A 20,817-nucleotide genomic window follows, 5' to 3' on the forward strand; every position below is an offset into this window, starting at 1 on the left:
ATATAAATTTATTTATTTAGTTTATTTTTTATGCTTGTCCAATAATCTTCATCTTCAAGTCCGAGCCTCCAAAATGCTATACCTAAAAGATCTTTATTATTTACAATATCAAGTTTATAATTAATACTTTGTGCATTTTCAAACCAAACAGTATGTCCAAGAGAAGAGCTATCTTTATAGGTAAAATAAGGACTTTTTGAAGTATTATCCCATTGAATAGAAGCTCCATACTTTTTAGCTATATTATATGTGTATGAAATTCCATAGGCTTTAGCTAAATCATCATTTGAAGGCCAATCATAACTGTACGCGGCAAGACCAAGAAGAATTTTTTCTTTAGGAATAACAGTAAGAGAATAATCTATTACCTTTTGAACCCATCCAATTGAAGCTATTGGACCTGGTGAACCTCCAGACCAATGTTCATCATAAGTCATAAGTACAATCTGATCAGCGTATTTTGCAATTTGAGCATAGTCATAAGCTCCAGTCCAAGAATTTTTTAAATTATCATAAGTCTTAGCGGGAAGAGCAACGGTAACTTTATAACCTAATGGCTTTAAAGCTGAATAAAGCTCTTTCATAAACAATGTAAAATGGCTTCTATTATAATAATATAAAGATTCAAAGTCAATGTTAACACCATTGTAACCATATGTTTTTAAAGCATTTAATATATTATTAATCAAAAATTTTCTTTTGTCTTCGTTTTCAAGTACAGCTTTTCCTAAATCTGCATTAAAATCATTATGTACCATAGCATAAGCTTTAATTTTATTATTATTTGCGTAGCTTATTTGATTTTTGGGAACATTTCCAAATATATTTCCATTACTATCTATTTTAAATGTGTCTGTAGCTATTGAATCAATTAAAGAAGCATGGTTAATTAATGAATTATAAGATAAATTGTCATTAGAGTTATAATAAGTAGTGTATGCTAAAACAACCTTTGATTTAAAATTTTTATCTATAAAGTTTTGCACTGTATTATCAGAAATAACTGATGTACCACCTAATATTTTTAAAATAGTTAAATTGGTTAAATTATCAATACCAGATAGTTCATTAGAAACACTGTTATTTGTTAATATTATAGCTGTTGAATTTTTAGCAGCTGCAACAGCACCACTTAGGGCATCAGCGAAATCTTCTCCGTAAGCAAAATATATTTGATTTAAATTAAGTTCTTTTGAAAATTTTTTTAATACAGATAAATTAGTAAGATATCTGTTAGTTCCGCTTAATCTTTCATAATTGCTTAAAAATTTTAAAGAAGAATCACTGATTACTCCACTTCCTCCAATAACGTAATATTTTGAAGAAGGATTCGTTTTTATAAAATTTTTAATATTATTAGGTATATAGTTTTTAGTAGTTAGCAAAATAGGCATTTGTTTTTGTGCAGCTATAGGAGCAATTGATAAGGCATCTGGAAAGTTTTCTCCTGAAGCAATTACAGTTCCCTTAGAAGTACCAATAATTTTAGCTACTTCAAGGCTTGTAGCATAACGATCAATGCCTGCAACACGGGTAAAAGTTATGTTTAAACTTTTAAGCTGATTTTCAATATTAGGAGATAATACTCCTGTTCCCCCTACTAAAAAGGCTTTTTTAACTTTTAATCTTTTTAACTCTGAAATTGTGTTGGTAGTCATAGTGTTTTCATAAGTAAGAATTAAAGGGGCATTATATTTTGCTGCTAAAGGAGATGCACTTAAGGCATCCGGAAAGTTTTCCCCAGAAGCTATAACTACATAATCTGATTGATTCCAAGAGTCTTGAGAGATTTTTATAGACGTTTCATACCGGTCAGCTCCACCAAGTCTTAACATATTAGGAGCAGCTAAAGTTGAATGAGGCTTTAAAGTTAATGCAACTAAAAATACTGCAGGTAATAAAATTTTTCTTAAGTTTATCATAAATCCTCCTTGTATAATATTTAGTAATATAACATTATTATAACGTATAATTTATATTTTTTTAATGCTAATAAATAAAAAATAACTTTATTTGAAAATATATTTTCCGATTATATTCTTATTTTAATAGATTATGTTTACTTCTCATATTGGATATTTATACCTAAAATGAATTAACTTTATTTTTAAAGGAAATACTAAAGTTAAAATTTAGTGATAAAACATAAATATGGGAGAGAGTGAAATGAAAAAGTTTATTATAATATGGTTTATTATGGGAATGGCTTATTTTACATTTGAAGGATTTATAAGAGGATGGACCAATATTTCTATGCTCTTTGTTGGAGGACTTTGCGGAGGACTTATTGGGCTTTTAGACGAATTTCCAAAAGTCTATAAATTTAAAATTTGGCAGCAATGCATATTGGGAACTATGATAATTCTTATTATTGAATTTATTTCAGGATTAATTTTAAATATGTGGTTTAAGCTTAATATATGGGATTATTCACAAAGATGGGGGGATTTTAAAGGCCAAATATGCATACCATTTGCTATAGTATGGTTTTTATTAACTCCTATTGCAATTTATCTTGATGACTGGATTAGATGGAAATTCTTTGGTGAAGAAAAACCCATATATAATGTAAAAGAAATATATATAAATTTAGTAAAATTAAAATAGCTGTTTAATAGTAATCATATATAGCTATATATTTTGATTATTAATTTTTAATTAAAATAGAAAATGAATTAAAATATTGTGGTAAAATAATAAAATTAGGGTATTTAATATATTTTAATAAAGGGGATATTAAAAGTGAAAGTTGTAGATATGCATTGTGATACTATTAGTGTTATATTAAATAAAAAAAGAGAAGGGGAAAATATTGAATTAAGGGAGGACATTTTAAAGATGAAAAAAGGGGATTATTTACTTCAAAATTTTGCTATGTTTGTAAATTTACAAAATGTAAAAAATCCTTTAGAAGAATGTTTAAGTTTAATTGATTGTTTTTACACAGAAATAGAAAAAAATAAGGATATGATATCATTAGCATTAAGTTATGATGATATAATTAAAAATAAAAACGAAGGTAAAATGTCAGCCTTATTAACTGTTGAAGAAGGTGGAACTACTTGCTCTTCATTATCAAATTTAAGAATACTTTACCGTTTAGGAGTAAGAATGATTACGCTTACATGGAATTACCCTAATGGAATAGGCTGGCCTAATATAGATTTATCCAATAAAAAAGGACAAGATTTTCATATACCTAACACAAAAGATGGACTTACAAATTTTGGGATTGAATTTGTGCAAGAAATGGAAAGACTAAGAATAATTATTGATGTTTCTCATTTAAGCGATGCTGGTTTTGAAGATGTATTAAGATATACAACAAAACCATTTGTAGCAAGTCATTCTAATTCTAGAAGTGTAACAAATAATGTTAGAAATCTTACAGATGATATGATTTTAAAAATTGCTCAAAGAGGGGGTGTTATAGGAATTAATTTTGCAGGAGATTTTTTAGAAGAACCAAAGACAGGTAAAAGATCACGTTCAAAAATTAGTAATATGATAAAACATATTAAGCATATTGTAAATTTAGCAGGAATTGATTGTGTAGGATTAGGTAGTGATTTTGATGGTATATATCAAGATTTAGAATTAGATAATGCAAGTAAAATGCCAGAATTAGAAAAAGCTTTAAAATTAGCAGGATTTAGTTATAATGATATTGAGAAGATTTTTTATAAAAATGTTTTGCGTGTTTATAAAGAAATACTTAAATAAAATAATTAGGAGGGCTATAAGTGTATAGTTTTAAAAATGATTACAGCGAAGGAGCACACCCAAGAATTTTAAATACTTTATTAGAAACTAATATGGAGCAGCTTGAAGGATATGAGGAAGATATATATACTAAAAAAGCTATTAACTTACTTAAGGAAAAAATTAAAAGAGAAGATATAGATATTCATTTAATACCTGGTGGTACCCAAACAAATTTAATTGCTATTTCAGCTTTTTTAAGGCCTTATGAAGCTGCCATTGCAGTAGATACAGGGCATATTTTTGTTCATGAAACTGGAGCTATTGAAGCTACAGGTCATAAAGTAATACCTGTAAAAGGCGTAGAAGGAAAGATTACTACATCTGCTATTAAAAAAGTATTAGATGTACATACAGACGAGCATATGGTAAAACCTAAATTAGTTTATATATCAAATTCTACAGAAATTGGAACTATATATACAAAGAATGAGTTAAAGGAAATAAGTAATTTTTGTAAAGAAAACAATCTTATTTTATATATTGATGGTGCAAGACTTGGTTCAGCTTTGACTTCAGAAGAAAATAATTTAACTCTTTCTGATTTAGCTAATTTTTCAGATGCTTTTTATATAGGTGGGACAAAAAATGGAGCATTAATAGGTGAAGCACTTGTAATTTGTAAAGATTCTCTTAAAGAAGACTTTAGATTTCATATAAAACAAAAAGGAGCAATGCTTGCTAAAGGAAGGATTCTTGGAATACAGTTCTTAGAGCTTTTTAAAGATAATTTATTTTTTGATTTAGCAAAGCATGCTAATAATATGGCTAAAATTTTAAAAAACGGAATATATGAATCTGGATATTTATTTTTAACAAATTCATCATCAAATCAGCTGTTTCCGATTTTCCCTAATGAATTAATCAAAAAACTTGAAGAAAAATATTCATTTTCTATATGGGAAAAAATAGATGAAGAAAATTCAGCTATTAGACTTGTAACATCTTGGGCTACTAAAGAAGAAAATGTACTTGAATTTATTAAAGATATTAAAAATTTTAAAAATAAGTAATTTTACATATAAATTATATTAAATTCATACGATATAATATTATAAAAATATAAATTATAATTTAAGGGAGGTATTTAAAGTGAAGAAAAAAACTTTAACGACACTTGCTATTATAGCAGGTATACTAATAGTTTTAATAGCATCTATAGCAGGAAGCTACAATAAATTGGTAGATCTTGAGCAGGCTGTAAAAACAGCAGAAGCTGATATAGATACAGATTTACAAAGAAGAAATGATTTGATTCCTAATTTAGTTGAGACAGTAAAAGGCTTTGCAGCACAAGAAAAAGATATATTAAATGAAATTGCAAATGCTAGGAGCAGATTAGTTAATGCAGGTAATGTAACTGAAATGGCTGAGGCAGATAATCAGCTGTCCAATGCATTATCTAGGCTTTTAGTAGTTGTAGAAAGATATCCAGAACTAAAATCAAATCAAAACTTTAGAGATTTAATGGTAGCTTTAGAAGGTACTGAAAATAGAATTGCTATAAAAAGACAAGACTATAATAAGGCAGTAGATAACTATAACACTACTATTAGAAAATTTCCAACTTCAATAATAGCAAATATATTCAGGTTTACTGAGAAACCATATTATAAAGCATCTGCAGGAGCAAAAGAAGTTCCTAAAGTAGATTTTAATGTTAAATAATATATGAAAAAGTTAGCTTATAAATTTAAATTATTAACAATAATTCTAATATTGGTGTTTTTTATACTGCCTATTTGTAAAGTTCAAGCAGTTAATAAATTTCCTAATCCTACTGAATTAAAATATGTAAATGATTATGTTGGGATATTAAAAGATGAAGATAAAAATTATTTAGTTTCTGTAGGTAAAGAGCTGGAGGATAAAACAGGAGCACAACAAGTAGTAGTTATAATAAATTCATTAGAAGGAAGAGATATAGAATCCTATTCCAATGAGTTATTTAGATCATGGGGAATTGGGCAAAAAGATAAAGATAATGGGCTTTTAATACTTGTATCCATAAAAGATAGAAAATGGAGAGTTGAAGTTGGAAGAGGACTTGAAGGAGTTATAACTGATATATACTCTCATAGAATTATGGAAGATTATGCAGTATCTGACTTTAAAAATGAAGACTATGGAAAGGGAATAAAGGATGCTTATTCAATATTTGCTGATAAAATTGCTTCAGAATATAATGTCACTTTAGAAAAAAATATTAAACAAAATATTAATAAAAAAGGTGTTTCTAATGAAGAAGAATCTTCTAATGGTTTAATTTTTATAGTTGGGTTTTTGCTTGTTGACTTCATATTTTTCAGAGGCAAAATAATAAGATTTTTACTTAAATTATTCTTTTGGAATTCATTCTTTGGAGGAAGAAATGATGACTGGCACGATGATAATTGGCATAATAATGATTCAGGAGGCTTCGGAGGCTTTGGAGGCTTCGGAGGCGGCTCATCTGGAGGTGGAGGTTCTTCAGGTGATTGGTAAAAAGTAACTTAATAAAAAAGTATTGTCGCAAAATATAATTTATTTTGCGACATTTTTTTACACTATCCATTCAATAAACTTTACATAATATTTATGTATTGGAAGGAATATAACGGCACTTAGTACATTAAAAATAGTATGAGAATTAGCAATTTGTATGCTTATATCTGCATTAGGCTGAAAATATTCTGTTATATATTTTACTAAGAATACAAAATAAGGGAGAAAAAGAGTAACTATAATAACTCCTATAACATTATAAATAGTGTGAGCCCAAGCTGTTCTTTTAGCATTTTTGCTACCAGTAAGGCTTGCAATTTGGGCAGTAAAACAGGTGCCTATGTTATCTCCAAGCATTATACATATAGCTGAAGTTAGATCGATAAGACCTGCCTGTCCAAGAATTATAACAAGTCCAACAGTAGCACTACTGCTTTGAACAAGACCTGTTGCAACAATTCCAAGTATTATTCCTATTATAGGAATTGAAGCATAATTTTTAAAGAAGTATTTTAAAGTTTCGCTTTCTTTTAAAAAAGGCACACCGGAATTTAAAAATTTTAGTCCTAAAAACATGAAACCAAATCCCATTATAGATTGACCTATGTATTTAAAAGTATCATTTTTAGAAATATATGTAACAATAAACCCAATTCCAATAGCAGGAAGAGCATAATCCGTTATATTAAATTCAAGACTGAAAGCCATAAGTTGTGCTGTAATTGTAGTGCCAATATTAGCACCAAAAATTATTCCTACTGCTTGTGAAAGATTCATAAGACCAGCATTTACAAAACCAACTGTAAGCACAGTAATGGCTGTACTGCTTTGAACTATGGCCGTAAAAATAGTACCGCAAAGAAAAGCAGTAAATACATTTCCGGCTAATATAGAAAGAACTTTATTCATAAATTTTCCAGAAGCTTTTTCTAATCCTTTGCTCATCATATCTACACCATACATTAAAAGTGCAGTTCCACCTATAATCCAAAAAACAAATTCTTTCATTTATGTACCCCCAGATTGTATAGTATCAATCTTTATATTATATAAATTTTGAAATGATATAATTACTGTTTTATTATTTTAAATTATAAAAATTATAAATATGATTAATAAATTTGCATATTAAATGCCTTTTATATAAAATAATTCTTATAGATTTATATTTATACAATATAAAGTAATATTATAAAAATGGGGGAAGGAAATGATTAATAATTCAGCAGTAATAAAAGAAGTAATCTCAGTATTTTTAATAATACTCGTAGGATTTATAGCTAGTAAAAAAAGAATAATAAGTGATGAAATAAATAAAGGATTAACAGAAATACTTTTAAAAATAACGCTTCCGCTTTTAATAGTATCTTCTTTTAATTTTAGCTATAGCCAAGACATTAAAGCTAATATTTTAAAATGTTTTTTTTATAGCTTTATAGTTTTTATAGTAACTCCTATTATTTCATATATTTGTTTATTACCAGTTAAAGTAAATAAAAGAAAAATACTTCAGTTTGCAAATGTGTTTTCTAATTGTGGATTTATAGGCTTTGCTGTAATGGATAGTATTTATGGTGGAGAAGGAGTAGCGTATGCAGCAATATTTAATATGTTTTTTTCTTTATTTGTTTGGACTTATGGAATTGCACTTTTTTCAGATAAATTATCTTTAAAAGATGTAAAAAAAGTATTATTAAATCCCGGAATTGTTGCAGTATACATAGGTGTAGCTATAATGGTTTTTAATATAAAACTTCCTATAGTTTTAACTAAAAGTATAAAAAGTGTAGGTTCTATGACTACACCGCTTTCAATGATTATAGTTGGAGTTATTTTATCAAAAACAGATGTTAAGAGCCTTTTAAAAGATTGGACTATATATTATGGTACGTTTTTAAAGCTTATTTTAATACCTATATTTTTTTATATTATATCTGTAATTATAAAAGATAATTCAAAAGTTATGAATACAATGATAATTTTACAAGCTATGCCTGCAGGGGCGACTTTGTCATTATATGCAGAAAGCTTTAATAAAGAAAAACAATATTCAGCGGGAATAGTTTTTTTTACAACTCTTTTATGTATTTTAACTTTCCCTGTTATATTAAAATTAGTTTCATAAAATAAAAAAAGAAGATTTAAGAAAATATTAATAAGAAATATTTTAATATATACTGTTCCTTACATCTTAAACATTGAATATAGTATAGTATAATTCAATGTTTTGTGGGGGACTAAAATGAACACATTAAAATGTGTATCTAAAGTTTTTAAATCAGCTGATGAAATTATTTTTGATGATTCATCAAAAATTGTTTTAATGAGTGATTGTCATAGAGGAGATGGCAGTTTTGCAGATGATTTTGCAAGAAATCAAAATATATACTTTTCTGCATTAAATTATTATTATAACGAAAATTACACATATATAGAAATAGGTGATGGAGATGAACTTTGGGAAAATAGTAAGATTGATTCTATTATAAATGAGCATAGTCATGTATTTTGGCTTTTATCTAATTTCTATAGAAAAGGAAGACTTTATTTTATTTTTGGAAATCATGATATGGTAAAGAAAAATAAAAAATTTGTAAAAAAAAATTTATATAAACATTTTAGTGAGAGAGAAAATACTTATATTCCTTTATTTGACAATATAAAGGTGCATGAAGGTTTGGTATTAAAGCATAAAGATACGGGGAATAAAATTCTTTTAATCCATGGCCATCAAGTAGACCGTTTTAATAGTGATTTTTGGCTTTTGTCTAGATTTTTAGTAAGATTTTTATGGAAACCACTTAATCTTTTAGGTGTAAATGATCCAACTCGTGCAGCAAAAAATTATACAAAGAAAAAAGATATGGCTAAAAAACTCACTGAATGGGTAATAAAAGAAAAGCATATGATTATTGCTGGGCATAATCATAAGCCATTTTTCCCTCAAATAGGAGAACCTCCGTATTTTAATGATGGAAGCTGTGTACATCCAAGATGTATAACAGCAATTGAAATTACAGATGGGGATATAGCACTTGTAAAATGGAGTGTTAAAACTAAAAATGATGGAACATTATTTGTTGGGAAAGATATTTTAGAAGGACCAAGAAAATTGCAGGATTATTATATGAAAAATATGTAAAATAATGTTAAAACTAATATAATGATTGTAAAACTAAAAAAATTGCAGTTGGAAAGGGGGAAAACCAACTGCGATTTTTTATTTATATTTAAGGGGATTTAAATTAGGGGATTTAACTTCCTCTGTAATTACATATTAATCTAAAAATATGAAAATTTTGTGTCAATATTGAATATTGTTTGTGAATTATATATAAATATCAAAATTGAAAGATTAAGGGTATAATTCTAGTAAAATAAATCTTCACCTAAAGATGCAAATACTTGAAGTGTCATCCATGCTTTTATGTCCATATTTATATTTTGCTTTAAAAGCTCTTTAGCTTTTTCTTGAGATACTAAAATAGTTTCTATATCTTCATCATCCTCTAAATATTTATTTGAAATCTCTCCTTCGCAAGTACAGTAAACCATAGCCACAGATTCATCTGTCATACCAACGGAGACATAAACTCTATTTTTGCTTTTTTCATTATTTATTTTAATAAGATTTAAGCCGGTTTCTTCTTTTAATTCTCTTTTAACGGCCTGTTCAATAGTTTCATTTCCATCTAAAAGTCCTGCAGGTATTTCATACACATAATCATTTAAAGGTACTCTAAATTGCTTTATTAAAACAAGGCTTTTGCTCTCTTTATGAAGTGCAGCAATTATAACAGCATCAATATTTTGTTCCCTGCCTTTAAAGAATTTTTCTTTTAAAGTATTAAAATCTTTTCTAGATGCAATAGTCCAATGCTTTTTAATACCTTTTTTATTTATATATTCAGCATCATAAAGGCTTAAATATTTTGTTTGTGCAAGTACAGTTAAATTTTTTATTCTGTTATTATCCATATAATATCATCTCCTAAATTTTTTAGTAAATTTTTCAGGTAAATATATTCTTTGAAGTTAAATTTAAACAAATTAATTATATAAAAGTAAAAGAATTTAAACAAGTTTTTTATAAAATATAAATATTAAAGAATATTTATATTTTTACTGGAAATTCTATTTTTAGAAAGGAGAATGTGACATGAAAAATAAACCTAAATTTACAAATAAACAAAAAACTGCAATGGGAATTAAAATGAATGATAATGGAGAAATAGCACATTATAATGATAAGGTAGAAATAAGCAGGAAAAATGATAATGTAAAACCCAATGAGTTTTAAAAATATTGAGTTTTAAGAAAAATTAAGGTTCAAAAAAATACAATTCTATAAATAAATTTACAGTTATTAAAAATATTTTATGAATTTTTTTAAAAAAGTACTTGCAAATAATAAAAAAAAATTGCATAATATATATAAATAATTCTGAAAATAAATACAACTAATTGGAGGCAAACGATATGGAAAACTCAATTAGAAAAAATTTTGTAAGACAATTTTACTTTAGCTTTTATCTTTACTGGGGCTTTTACTTTAGCGCTGGTTATTTGTCTTACAAAAAAATAAAGAAGTTTCCTTTTCTAATGAGTTTAGGAAAGTATGCTGTTTGCATATAATAGATTTATATAATTTGCCTTTAATGTATATAAGCCTATAAGTAAGGAAGACTCATTGGAGTCTTCTTTTTTTATTATATTTTATTATAAATAATTGAAGGAGGAAAAGTTATGATTATTATTATGAAACCAAATACAGAAAAAGAGGCAATTGAAAAATTAAAATTAAAAGTAGAAAGTTTGGGGGTTAAGGTTAACATGTCTGAAGGTGAAAATTGTTGTGTATTAGGATTAATAGGTGATACAAGGAAAATTGATCCAAATCAATTTTTAACAGATGAAAATGTAGATAAAGTTTTGCGTGTTCAAGAACCTTTTAAATTAGCTAATAGAAAATTTCATCCTCAAGATAGTGTAATTAAAGTAGGGGAAAATAGCATAGGTGGTGATAAAATAGCGGTAATGGCAGGTCCTTGTTCTGTTGAAAGTGAAGAACAAATTATAAGCATTGCAAAGCAGGTAAAGGAATCTGGAGCAACATTTTTAAGAGGCGGTGCTTTCAAACCAAGAACATCACCATATAGTTTCCAAGGATTAAAGGAAGACGGTCTTGAACTTTTAAAATTAGCTAAACAAGAAACTGGATTGCCTATTGTAACAGAAGTTATGGCTGTAAATCAAATTGAAAAAGTTATGGAATCTGCAGATATACTTCAAATAGGTGCAAGAAATATGCAAAACTATGATTTGTTAAAAGAAGTTGGCAAAACAGATAAACCTATTCTTTTAAAAAGAGGTTTTTCCGCTACTATTGAAGAATTTATTATGTCTGCTGAATATATAATGGCTGAAGGAAATCAAAATGTTATATTTTGTGAAAGAGGTATTAGAACATTTGAAACTTACACAAGAAATACTTTAGATTTAAGTGCTATACCTGCACTTAAAAAACTAACTCATTTGCCAGTTATTGTAGACCCAAGTCATGCTACAGGATTATGGTGGATGGTAGAGCCTCTTGCAAAAGCAGCTATAGCAGTTGGAGCAGATGGTTTAATAATAGAAGTTCATAATGATCCTGCAAATGCAAAATGTGATGGTGAGCAATCTATTAAACCTGAAAGATTTGATACGCTTATGAAATCTTTAAAAGAAATAGCCAAGATAAATGGCAGAACTTTATAATCAATGGGGTGGTAATATTGGAGGATTTAGACTTTAATATCACTATAGTTGGACTGGGACTTATGGGTGGTTCTTATGCAATGGCTTTAAAAGAGTTAAATCCCAAAAATTTATGGGCAGTTGATATAAATGAAGATACTTTAAAAACTGCTGAAGAAATGGGAATAATAAATAAAGGATATACAAAACCAGAGGTACCCTTAAAAGATTCAGATATAGTTATTATTGCATTGTACCCTAAGTCAGCTTTAAGATTTGTAAAAGATTATATTAACAGTTTTAAATCTGGGGCTATTATTACTGATATAGGTGGTATTAAAGAAGAAATAGTTAATGAAATTAATTCTTTCCTTCCTGATGATTTAGAGTTTATTGGTGGGCATCCTATGGCAGGAAAAGAAAAACAAGGATTAAAATATGCTTCAAAAGATATATTTACTGGAGCAAGTTATATATTTACTCCAGTAGAAAGAAACAAAGAAAAGAATATTCAACTTTTAGAAAATATTGCAAGAAAAATTGGATGCAAAAATACTGTTAGAGTTAATCCAAAGCAGCATGATGAGATTATTGCCCTTACAAGTCATCTTCCTCATGTTATAGCAGTAAGTTTAATAAATAGTAGTGATATATTAAATTTAGAAACTTCTTTATTTGTTGGAGGAAGTTTTAAAGATGGCACAAGAGTAGCTGAAATAAATTCTTCTCTATGGGTAGAATTATTAATTTCAAATAAAAAGAATATACTAAATACATTAGATATTTTTGAAAACAACATTAAAATGATAAAAAATGCCATAATGGAAAATAATTGTGATTTTATTAAATCTGAATTTGAAAAAGCTAGCTTAAAAAGAAAGGAGCTTGGTTAGTATAATGCGCACAGTTACAGTAAATCTTCCTAATAAGACTTATTCTATATATATAGATAAAGGAATTATTAATAATATTGGTAAGGAAATAAAAAAAATATATAATAATAAAAAAATTGCCATAATAACTGATTCAAATATTGAAAAGTTATATGGCGAAAAAATTGAAAATAGTTTAATAAGAGAAAATTTTATAACCCAGAAAATTATAATAGAACCTGGCGAAAAAAGCAAATGTTTTGAAGTACTTGAAAGAGTTTGTGATGAGCTTTTAGAATTTGGATTAACTAGAGGGGATTTAATCATTACTTTTGGGGGCGGTGTAGTTGGAGACTTAGGAGGATTTGCTGCATCTATATTATTTAGAGGTATTCCATTTATACAAATTCCAACTTCTTTACTTGCTCAAATTGATAGCAGTATAGGAGGAAAAGTTGCTGTCAATACAAAACATGGGAAAAATCTTATAGGAAGTTTTTATCAGCCTATAGCTGTTTATATAGATTCAGATTTATTAAAGACTTTAGAAGATAGAGTTTTGTATGATGGTATGGCAGAGGCTATAAAATATGGAGCTATAAAAGATGAAGAACTTTTTTATAATTTATTAAAATATAAATCAAAAGAAGAATTGCTCGAAAATATAGATGAAGTTATATATACTTGCTGCAGCATAAAAAAAGATGTTGTTGAAAAAGATGAAAAAGATACAGGTGAAAGAATGCTACTTAATTTTGGGCATACTATAGGTCATGGGATTGAAAAATATTTTAAATATGAAAAATTTACTCATGGAGAAGCAGTAGCTATGGGTATGATTGCAATTACTCAAAGCAGCGAAGAACTTGGAATTACAGAAAAAGGTACTTCAGATTTATTAAAAAAAATTATAGCTAAGTATAACCTTCCATATAAACTTCCACCTATGGATAAGAAGGATATAATAAATGCCATAAGTTTAGATAAAAAAAATACAGGCAAAAATATAAATATTATTCTTCTAAAAAAAATAGGACAAAGTTTTATAAAAAAAATAAAACCTGAAGATATAGAAAAATATATTAAATTTTAAAGGGGAGTTTAGTTTTGAATTGTGTTCGTATTATACCATCAAAGCTTAAAGGTTCTATTAAAATTCCACCATCAAAAAGTCTTTGTCATAGAGCTATTATAGCTGCTGGTCTTGCTCAAGGTATAAGTAATATAGAAAATGTAATATTTTCTGATGATATTACTGCAACTTGCAACGGAATGAAGGCACTAGGAGTTAAAATAGAAAATAAATGTAACAATTTAATAATAAATGGAGCTAATCCTTTACGACTAATAAATAGAGAAATTGACTGCATTGAATCAGGATCAACTTTGAGATTTCTTATACCTATTGCTCTTTTAACTGGGGATGAAGTTACTTTTAATGGACGGGGGAGGTTAAAAAACCGTCCTCTCAATCCTTTCTATAAAATATTTAAAAAACAAAATATTAGTTATAGCAATGAAAATGGGTTACCTTTAACATTACAAGGTAAACTTAATTTTGGAGAATATGAAATAGAAGGGAATATAAGTTCCCAATTTATTACTGGACTTTTATTTTCTCTTCCTTTATTAGAGGGAGATTCTAAAATTTTTATTACAACAGAGTTAGAATCTAAAGGATATGTAGATTTAACATTAGATATTTTAAAAAAGTTTTCTATAAATGTTGAAAATCATTCTTATAAAGAGTTTTATATTCCAGGTAATCAAGTATATAAAGCCAATAATTATAAAGTTGAAGGGGATTTTTCTCAAGCAGCATTCTATCTTGTGGCAGGAGTATTTGGAGAAGAAATAGAATGTATTGATTTAGATATTAATTCACTTCAAGGAGATAAAGTTATAATAGATATTATAAAAGAAATGGGAGGCAATATATCTTTAGAAGAAGATAAAATTATTGCAAAAGCTTCACATACAAAAGGAACTGTAATTGATGCATCACAATGCCCTGATATTGTACCTATATTAGCAGTATTAGGAGCATTGAGCGAAGGTACTACTAAAATTATAAATGCAGGAAGACTTAGAATAAAAGAGTCTGACCGATTAAAAGCAATTAGTACTGAATTAAATAAATTAGGTGCAGATATAAAGGAAGAGAGAGAAGGATTGTTAATTCATGGTAAAAAGAGACTTAAAGGAGGAACAGTAGACAGCTGGAATGATCATCGTATAGCAATGGCTCTTTCTATTGCTTCTATAAAATGTGATGAACCTGTAATTATTACAAACAGTGACTCTGTAAAAAAATCTTATCCTGAATTTTTTAAAGATTTCTCAATGTTAGGTGGGAAAATATCCTAAAAATACTTTATAAGCAGATTAGAAAGGGAAAAATAACAGGTTAAGTTTTCTATAGATTTAACAAATAAATTTAAGGAGGAATAGTAGATGAGTGGAGTATGGGGACGGAAAGTTAAATTTTCAATTTTTGGTGAATCCCACGGAAAAGGAATAGGAATTACAATCGATGGACTTCCTTCAGGATTTAAGCTTGATTTATCACAAATTGAGTTTGAAATGAAAAGGAGAGCTCCTGGAAGGAACACTTTTTCAACTCAAAGAAATGAAAAAGATAGTTTTGAAATAATAAGCGGATATTTTAATGAATTTACTACAGGTACTCCTCTTTGTGCTGTGATATGGAATAATGATCAACACTCTAAAGATTATGATAAATTGAAAAATGTTTTCCGTCCAGGGCATGCAGATTATACTGGCTATGTTAAATATAAAGGTTTTAACGACTATAGAGGAGGAGGACATTTTTCTGGAAGATTAACTGCAGCTTTAGTGTTTGCTGGAGCCGTTGCAAAACAAATTTTAGAAAAAGATAATATAATTATTGGAAGTCATTTATATCAAATAGGTAACATATATGATGACCCTTTTGATAAGGTAAATATATCACCTGAAGTTTTAAAAGAACTTAGAAATAATGATTTCCCTGTTCTTAATATACAAAAAGGTGAAGATATGAAAAATTTAATAATAGAAGCAAAAAAAGATTTAGATTCAGTAGGAGGAGTTATAGAGGCTGCAGCAATAAACTTACCTGCAGGGCTAGGTTCGCCTTTCTTTGATTCTGTAGAAAGCACTTTAGCTCATCTTTTATTTTCTATTCCTGCAGTTAAAGGAGTAGAATTTGGTGAAGGTTTTAATATTTCAAAGTTAAAAGGGTCTAAAGCAAATGATGAACTTTATATAGAAGAAGGGAAAGTAAAAACACGTACAAATAATAATGGTGGTATATTAGGTGGAATTACTAATGGAATGCCTTTAATTTTTAGAGCTGCCTTTAAACCTACTTCTTCTATATCAAAAAAACAAAAAACAATAGATATATCTAAGATGGAAAATACAGAATTAGAGGTTAAAGGACGACATGATCCTTGCATTGTACAAAGAGCGGTACCTGTTGTAGAAGCAGTAACAGCCATGGCTGTTTTAGATTTATTATATTGTCAATAAAATTTTAGGTGGTGATGGGAAATGGATGATTTATTAAAAATTAGAGAAGAAATTGATAAGATAGATAGTGAACTTGTAAAATTATTTGAACAGCGTATGAAATATGTATTAGAAGTTGCTGAATATAAGAAGAAAAATAATTTAGAAGTATTTCATAAATCCAGAGAAGAAGAAGTTATTAAAAATGGTATTAAACATTTAAATGATAAAAGATTTTCAGATTCAGTTGAAAAATTTTTAAATTCCATTATGAAAATAAGTAGAGAGATGCAAAACGAAATTATATTATCTTATGAAAAAAATAATATAATAGTTGGATTTCAAGGTGTTTCGGGATCTTTTAGCGAGCAGGCTCTTTTAGAGTATTTTGGATATGATGTTTCAACAAAACCCGTAGAACAATTTGAGGATATATTTATAGAGCTTAAAAATAATAAAATTGATTATGGAGTTCTTCCTATAGAAAATTCTTCAACAGGAGCTATAGCTGAAGTATATGATTTATTAAACAAATATGATTGTTATATTACAGGAGAAATTTGTTTAAAAGTAGATCAAAATTTATTAGGAATAAAAGGAGCTTCTATAGAAGATATTGAGGAAGTATATTCCCATCCCCAAGCTTTTAGTCAATCTACTGAGTTTCTAAAAAATTACCCTAGCTGGAAACTTATCCCATATAAAAACACTGCTAAAAGTGCTGAATATGTAAAAAATCAAAATAATAAAAAATTAGCAGCAATAGGAAGTAAAAAAGCAGCAGAACTTTATGGATTAGATGTACTCAAAAGTAATATAAATTTTAATAGTACTAATAGCACTAGATTTGTAATAATATCTAGAGAATTAAAAGAAGATATTCATAATAATAAAGTAAGTGTTGTATTTTCCACTTCTCATAAAGTAGGATGTCTTTATAATGTTTTAAAATGTTTCTCTGAAAATTACTTAAATTTACTTAAAATTGAATCAAGACCATTACCTAATAAACCATGGGAATATCTTTTTTATGTAGATTTTGAAGGAAACCTTAAGGATGAAACTGTACAATTAGCTATTGAAGCTGTAAAAAACAATAGCAGATATTTTAAAATTTTAGGGAATTATAAAAAACATGATGATAATTTTTAAAAATTAAAATATTAATATATTCATTTTTGCAACATTAATCAATGTAAAAATTTTTGAAGATTTAATATAATTTATTTCTAAAAGAGAAGATATACTATGGCAAAATTTAAAAAATAATTGATTAAGGGGGCAGTTACTATGAGTAAAACATTTAATGGTATAGTAATTTTTGGAGGAATGGGTTCGGGAAAAGATGAACTTGCAAGGCAGATATGTACTTTAAGAAAAAATGCAAAAATTTACAAAATGAGTGTATTATGCAGAGAAATGATGAAAGTATCTAAGGTAAACCCTAAATGGGCAGGAAAAGAAAGATACATAGGTCAAGCTATTGCAGATAAAATAAGAGAGCTTGATATTAACATAATGTGCGACTATATATTAGCCCTTATATATGAAAGATGGCAGGAGAAATATGGGTGGGATAATACTAAGCTAAACGATGAAGAATATAAAAAAGAACTTCTTAATCAGTTAGCTATTATAAGAAATGAGGAACTTTCAATAATTGTTGGAGGACGTACTATTACGGATTTTAATTATTGGAAAGAAAAAGGATATTTGATTGTAGGTATTAAAGTAAATGAAGAAGTTAAAAAGCAAAGACTTATAGATAGAGATGGAGAAATTACAGTAAAAAACAGTAATAGTGAACATAATACAGAATCAGATATCCCTTATATAATAAATAATTTATGTGATGAAGTTATAATAAATGATGGAACTATAGAAGATTTAAGAAATGCTGCTAAAAATATGTTAATTAAATATAATTTTTAAATAAATATTTAGGGAGCGTAATTAGCTTTGTGTAAAATCAAATCTAACTACGCTACTTATTTTTAAACTATATTTTATTTCAATATTAAATATTTATATTTTAAGACTAAGCACTAATTTTGCTTAGTCATTTTTGATTAAATTAATATGTAAATTATGTTTTTATGATTTCCCCTTAAACTCGGTGCCACATTTTTTACAAGTAATTATAATTTTACCTTTTTTTCTAGGAACTCTAAGTTTTTGAGAGCAGTTAGGACATTTAAATATTTTGTATTTACGAGAATCTTTAATATAAGACTTAAACCTATAATATCGTTGCTTTAATATTAATAGGTAATTTTCAAATACTGAAAGTTCTTGATGTCTTTTATATTTGTTTTTTGAAAATGTTCTAAAAAATCCATAAAATATTAAAACAACTCCTGCTATTGAAGTATATTTTGAAAAAGAAAGCAGCAGCCCTAAAATAAAAAGATATTTTGTAAGTTTATCCAATCCATATGAATCTTTAAAATAATAAGAAAGTTTATCTAATATATTTTTCATTTTAAAATTCCTCCTATTAATGTAAAAAACTAATTAATCTTTTAATGTAATATTAAAATTTATAATTTTAAGTTAACACATATAGTAAATATCTACAATAAATATTATATGAACTTTTTATAAATTGATTAATAAAAAACTGTAGTAAAAAGCTTTTAAACTTCACTCAATATTTATCACAAATAGTTTATTTATTTTTAATAATGATATTTATAATTTTATTTTATACTAATTTTAAATTGTTTTGGAAAAATTATCCACATTTTGTGGATAATTCCAAAGAAAATGTGGATAATTTTTTAAAATAAAATTTGTTTTTGCTAGATTTTTTTAAATTTCTAATAAATTAAAATTTTTTAAGCTTTATTTAAGGTTTTAAGTATACCATAAATTTATAAGATTGTTCTTTAACAACATATAAATTTTTAAAGAAAGGATGCAGTAATAAATGAAAAACTTTTTAGCAAAACCTTATAGATGGGCAGCTATTTTTTCTATTTTATTGTTAGCAGCATTTACTTTTACTTTGTTAGATACTTTTGTGTTAGAAAAATCAGTATCTAAGGTTTCAACATCGCTTTCATCAGCAGACCAAAAAATAATACAAATTAAACAATCAGAGGATAAATCAAAGGCTTTAATTACAGATAATTCATATCAGGATGAAAATATTAAAATTACCATTGAAAAAGTTCGTAAATATGACACAAATATGTATGTTGCAGATATTCAGCTTTCTGATGCTTCTTATTTAAAAACAGCTTTTGCAAATAACACTTATGGACGCAATATTAAGTCTGAAACTTCAACTATGGCAAAAGAAAAAAATGCTATTTTTGCTATAAATGGAGATTATTATGGATTTAGGAATACAGGTTATGTATTGCGTAACGGAATTGTATACAGAAGCACTGGAGGAAACAATGAAGCACTTGTTATAGATAAAGAAGGAAATTTATCTATAGTTTCGGAAAGTGAAGTAAGTATGCAATCTTTAAGTGATAAAGGTACATGGCAGGTATTGTCATTTGGGCCTGGACTAGTTAAAGATGGAGAAATTACTGTAGATACCTCAAGTGAAGTAGGAAAATCTATGAATAGTAATCCAAGGACTGCCATTGGTCAGATTTCAAAGTTACATTATATTGTAATTGTTTCTGATGGGCGTACTAGCGATAATGAAGGACTTTCTTTATTAAAGCTTGCTCAGGAATTTAAGGATAGAGGCTGCACTACAGCATATAACTTAGATGGAGGAGGATCCTCTACAATGTATTTTAATGGTAAAATCATAAATAATCCTACAGATGGTAGAAAAAATGGAGAAAGGCAGGTTAGCGATATTGTCTATTTTGGATATTAATATGAAAAAACAAAGCAAACATATTAGAAAAACAGTATTAATCTATTTAATATTATCAATAATTGCCATAGTTATAAATAAAATTTACGCTATTTTTGCTCACGGAGTATCTTCAGAAGCTATGACTTGGATGTTTTTATATCCATTGATTGGAGGTTCTCTCTTTTATTCTTTGATTTTAGTGTTTGCAAATTGTATAGTTAGATTTAATGGTTATAGAATGTTTTTTAATATTTATAATTCTGGAATTGCAATATTAACTTTTGGAAGTTTTTTAAAGGGCATTATAGATATTGCAGGTGCTGATTCAAAGCATTTAATATTTTACTATGTGATTGGAATTTTATTTGTTGTTATAGGGTTGATTTTAATATTTATAATGCTCATTAACAAAGATAAAGCTAAACAGTTTTAATTTATTTAAGGTTTGTTTAAGCCTTAGTATATACAATTAATATGTAAAAAACATATTATAGATATCCAAAATCTAAATATAGCCTATTAAAATTATAATACGAGTAATAATATGTTCTATATTATTAGTAGAGAGTATTAGTTATTTTGTTAGATGGCTCTATTAAACTTTAAATATTTATAATTAAA

21 protein-coding genes are annotated in these 20,817 nt (G+C 27.0%); 17 read left to right on the top strand and 4 right to left on the bottom strand.

The window, feature by feature from the left end; translation table 11 throughout:
• Positions 1 to 8: 8 nt before the first annotated feature.
• Complete coding sequence (locus EGD97_RS07560; protein ID WP_078682672.1) at positions 9 to 1,922, bottom strand: cell wall-binding repeat-containing protein; 1,914 nt, start codon at positions 1,920 to 1,922, stop codon at positions 9 to 11.
• A gap of 244 nt (positions 1,923 to 2,166) precedes the next feature.
• Here EGD97_RS07560 and EGD97_RS07565 point away from each other — a divergent pair, with 244 nt between their 5' ends.
• From EGD97_RS07565 to EGD97_RS07585, 5 genes are all read left to right on the top strand, one after another.
• On the top strand, positions 2,167 to 2,607 hold the full coding sequence (locus tag EGD97_RS07565; RefSeq protein WP_228201992.1) for a putative ABC transporter permease: 441 nt from the start codon (positions 2,167 to 2,169) through the stop codon (positions 2,605 to 2,607).
• A 135-nt stretch (positions 2,608 to 2,742) separates the two neighbouring features.
• Positions 2,743 to 3,723, top strand: coding sequence for a dipeptidase (locus EGD97_RS07570; protein ID WP_127836964.1), 981 nt, complete (start codon positions 2,743 to 2,745; stop codon positions 3,721 to 3,723).
• A 20-nt stretch (positions 3,724 to 3,743) separates the two neighbouring features.
• Positions 3,744 to 4,775, top strand: coding sequence for a threonine aldolase family protein (locus EGD97_RS07575; protein ID WP_127836965.1), 1,032 nt, complete (start codon positions 3,744 to 3,746; stop codon positions 4,773 to 4,775).
• A 79-nt stretch (positions 4,776 to 4,854) separates the two neighbouring features.
• The gene (locus tag EGD97_RS07580) at positions 4,855 to 5,430 is read left to right on the top strand and encodes a LemA family protein (RefSeq protein WP_078682668.1); all 576 of its coding nucleotides are present in this window, start codon (positions 4,855 to 4,857) and stop codon (positions 5,428 to 5,430) included.
• A 3-nt stretch (positions 5,431 to 5,433) separates the two neighbouring features.
• A complete protein-coding gene (locus EGD97_RS07585) occupies positions 5,434 to 6,246 on the top strand; it encodes a TPM domain-containing protein (protein WP_078682667.1) in 813 nt (270 codons plus the stop codon).
• Between the two features lie 57 nt (positions 6,247 to 6,303).
• On the opposite strand, the gene EGD97_RS07590 is transcribed toward EGD97_RS07585, so the two are convergent.
• A complete protein-coding gene (locus EGD97_RS07590; protein WP_127836966.1) occupies positions 6,304 to 7,254 on the bottom strand; it encodes a Na/Pi cotransporter family protein in 951 nt (316 codons plus the stop codon).
• 202 nt (positions 7,255 to 7,456) lie between these two features.
• Between EGD97_RS07590 and EGD97_RS07595 the strand changes: the two genes are divergently transcribed.
• Both EGD97_RS07595 and EGD97_RS07600 read left to right on the top strand, forming a co-directional pair.
• On the top strand, positions 7,457 to 8,371 hold the full coding sequence (locus tag EGD97_RS07595; protein ID WP_078682665.1) for an AEC family transporter: 915 nt from the start codon (positions 7,457 to 7,459) through the stop codon (positions 8,369 to 8,371).
• Positions 8,372 to 8,488: 117 nt separating this feature from the next.
• Complete coding sequence (locus EGD97_RS07600) at positions 8,489 to 9,388, top strand: metallophosphoesterase (RefSeq protein ID WP_127836967.1); 900 nt, start codon at positions 8,489 to 8,491, stop codon at positions 9,386 to 9,388.
• 227 nt (positions 9,389 to 9,615) lie between these two features.
• Here EGD97_RS07600 and EGD97_RS07605 read toward each other — a convergent pair whose 3' ends face one another.
• Positions 9,616 to 10,224 carry an NUDIX hydrolase gene (locus EGD97_RS07605; RefSeq protein WP_127836968.1) on the bottom strand — a complete coding sequence of 203 codons (609 nt, stop codon included), beginning with the start codon at positions 10,222 to 10,224 and terminating at the stop codon, positions 9,616 to 9,618.
• A 181-nt stretch (positions 10,225 to 10,405) separates the two neighbouring features.
• On the opposite strand from EGD97_RS07605, the gene EGD97_RS12380 reads away from it, so the two are divergent.
• The 8 genes from EGD97_RS12380 (at position 10,406) to EGD97_RS07640 (ending at position 18,302) form a co-directional block, all read left to right on the top strand.
• Positions 10,406 to 10,546, top strand: a complete 141-nt coding sequence (locus tag EGD97_RS12380) for a hypothetical protein (protein ID WP_164850177.1) — start codon at positions 10,406 to 10,408, stop codon at positions 10,544 to 10,546.
• A gap of 446 nt (positions 10,547 to 10,992) precedes the next feature.
• Entirely contained in the window at positions 10,993 to 12,006 is a 1,014-nt protein-coding gene (aroF, locus tag EGD97_RS07610) for a 3-deoxy-7-phosphoheptulonate synthase (protein WP_127836969.1), read from the top strand.
• An 8-nt stretch (positions 12,007 to 12,014) separates the two neighbouring features.
• Positions 12,015 to 12,878: a prephenate dehydrogenase gene (locus tag EGD97_RS07615; protein WP_323052681.1), complete on the top strand. Its 864-nt coding sequence runs from the start codon at positions 12,015 to 12,017 to the stop codon at positions 12,876 to 12,878.
• Positions 12,879 to 12,882: 4 nt separating this feature from the next.
• Positions 12,883 to 13,950: a 3-dehydroquinate synthase gene (gene aroB / locus EGD97_RS07620; RefSeq protein WP_127836970.1), complete on the top strand. Its 1,068-nt coding sequence runs from the start codon at positions 12,883 to 12,885 to the stop codon at positions 13,948 to 13,950.
• A 14-nt stretch (positions 13,951 to 13,964) separates the two neighbouring features.
• Positions 13,965 to 15,224, top strand: coding sequence for a 3-phosphoshikimate 1-carboxyvinyltransferase (aroA, locus tag EGD97_RS07625; protein ID WP_127836971.1), 1,260 nt, complete (start codon positions 13,965 to 13,967; stop codon positions 15,222 to 15,224).
• 87 nt (positions 15,225 to 15,311) lie between these two features.
• Positions 15,312 to 16,391 carry a chorismate synthase gene (gene aroC / locus EGD97_RS07630; protein ID WP_127836972.1) on the top strand — a complete coding sequence of 360 codons (1,080 nt, stop codon included), beginning with the start codon at positions 15,312 to 15,314 and terminating at the stop codon, positions 16,389 to 16,391.
• A gap of 21 nt (positions 16,392 to 16,412) precedes the next feature.
• The gene (pheA, locus tag EGD97_RS07635; protein WP_127836973.1) at positions 16,413 to 17,522 is read left to right on the top strand and encodes a prephenate dehydratase; all 1,110 of its coding nucleotides are present in this window, start codon (positions 16,413 to 16,415) and stop codon (positions 17,520 to 17,522) included.
• A 138-nt stretch (positions 17,523 to 17,660) separates the two neighbouring features.
• Positions 17,661 to 18,302 (top strand): hypothetical protein, encoded by a 642-nt coding sequence (locus EGD97_RS07640; protein WP_078682656.1) that lies wholly within the window; start codon positions 17,661 to 17,663, stop codon positions 18,300 to 18,302.
• 162 nt (positions 18,303 to 18,464) lie between these two features.
• Here EGD97_RS07640 and EGD97_RS07645 read toward each other — a convergent pair whose 3' ends face one another.
• Positions 18,465 to 18,851 (bottom strand): hypothetical protein, encoded by a 387-nt coding sequence (locus EGD97_RS07645; RefSeq protein WP_127836974.1) that lies wholly within the window; start codon positions 18,849 to 18,851, stop codon positions 18,465 to 18,467.
• 448 nt (positions 18,852 to 19,299) lie between these two features.
• Between EGD97_RS07645 and EGD97_RS07650 the strand changes: the two genes are divergently transcribed.
• Positions 19,300 to 20,214, top strand: coding sequence for a phosphodiester glycosidase family protein (locus tag EGD97_RS07650; protein ID WP_127836975.1), 915 nt, complete (start codon positions 19,300 to 19,302; stop codon positions 20,212 to 20,214).
• Positions 20,195 to 20,629: a hypothetical protein gene (locus EGD97_RS07655; protein ID WP_205693968.1), complete on the top strand. Its 435-nt coding sequence runs from the start codon at positions 20,195 to 20,197 to the stop codon at positions 20,627 to 20,629. Before EGD97_RS07650 ends, EGD97_RS07655 begins: the two co-directional genes overlap by 20 nt.
• Positions 20,630 to 20,817 lie beyond the last annotated feature (188 nt).

The organism is Clostridium prolinivorans (assembly GCF_004011155.1).
Classification (GTDB): Bacteria; Bacillota; Clostridia; order Clostridiales; family Clostridiaceae; genus Clostridium_AT; species Clostridium_AT prolinivorans.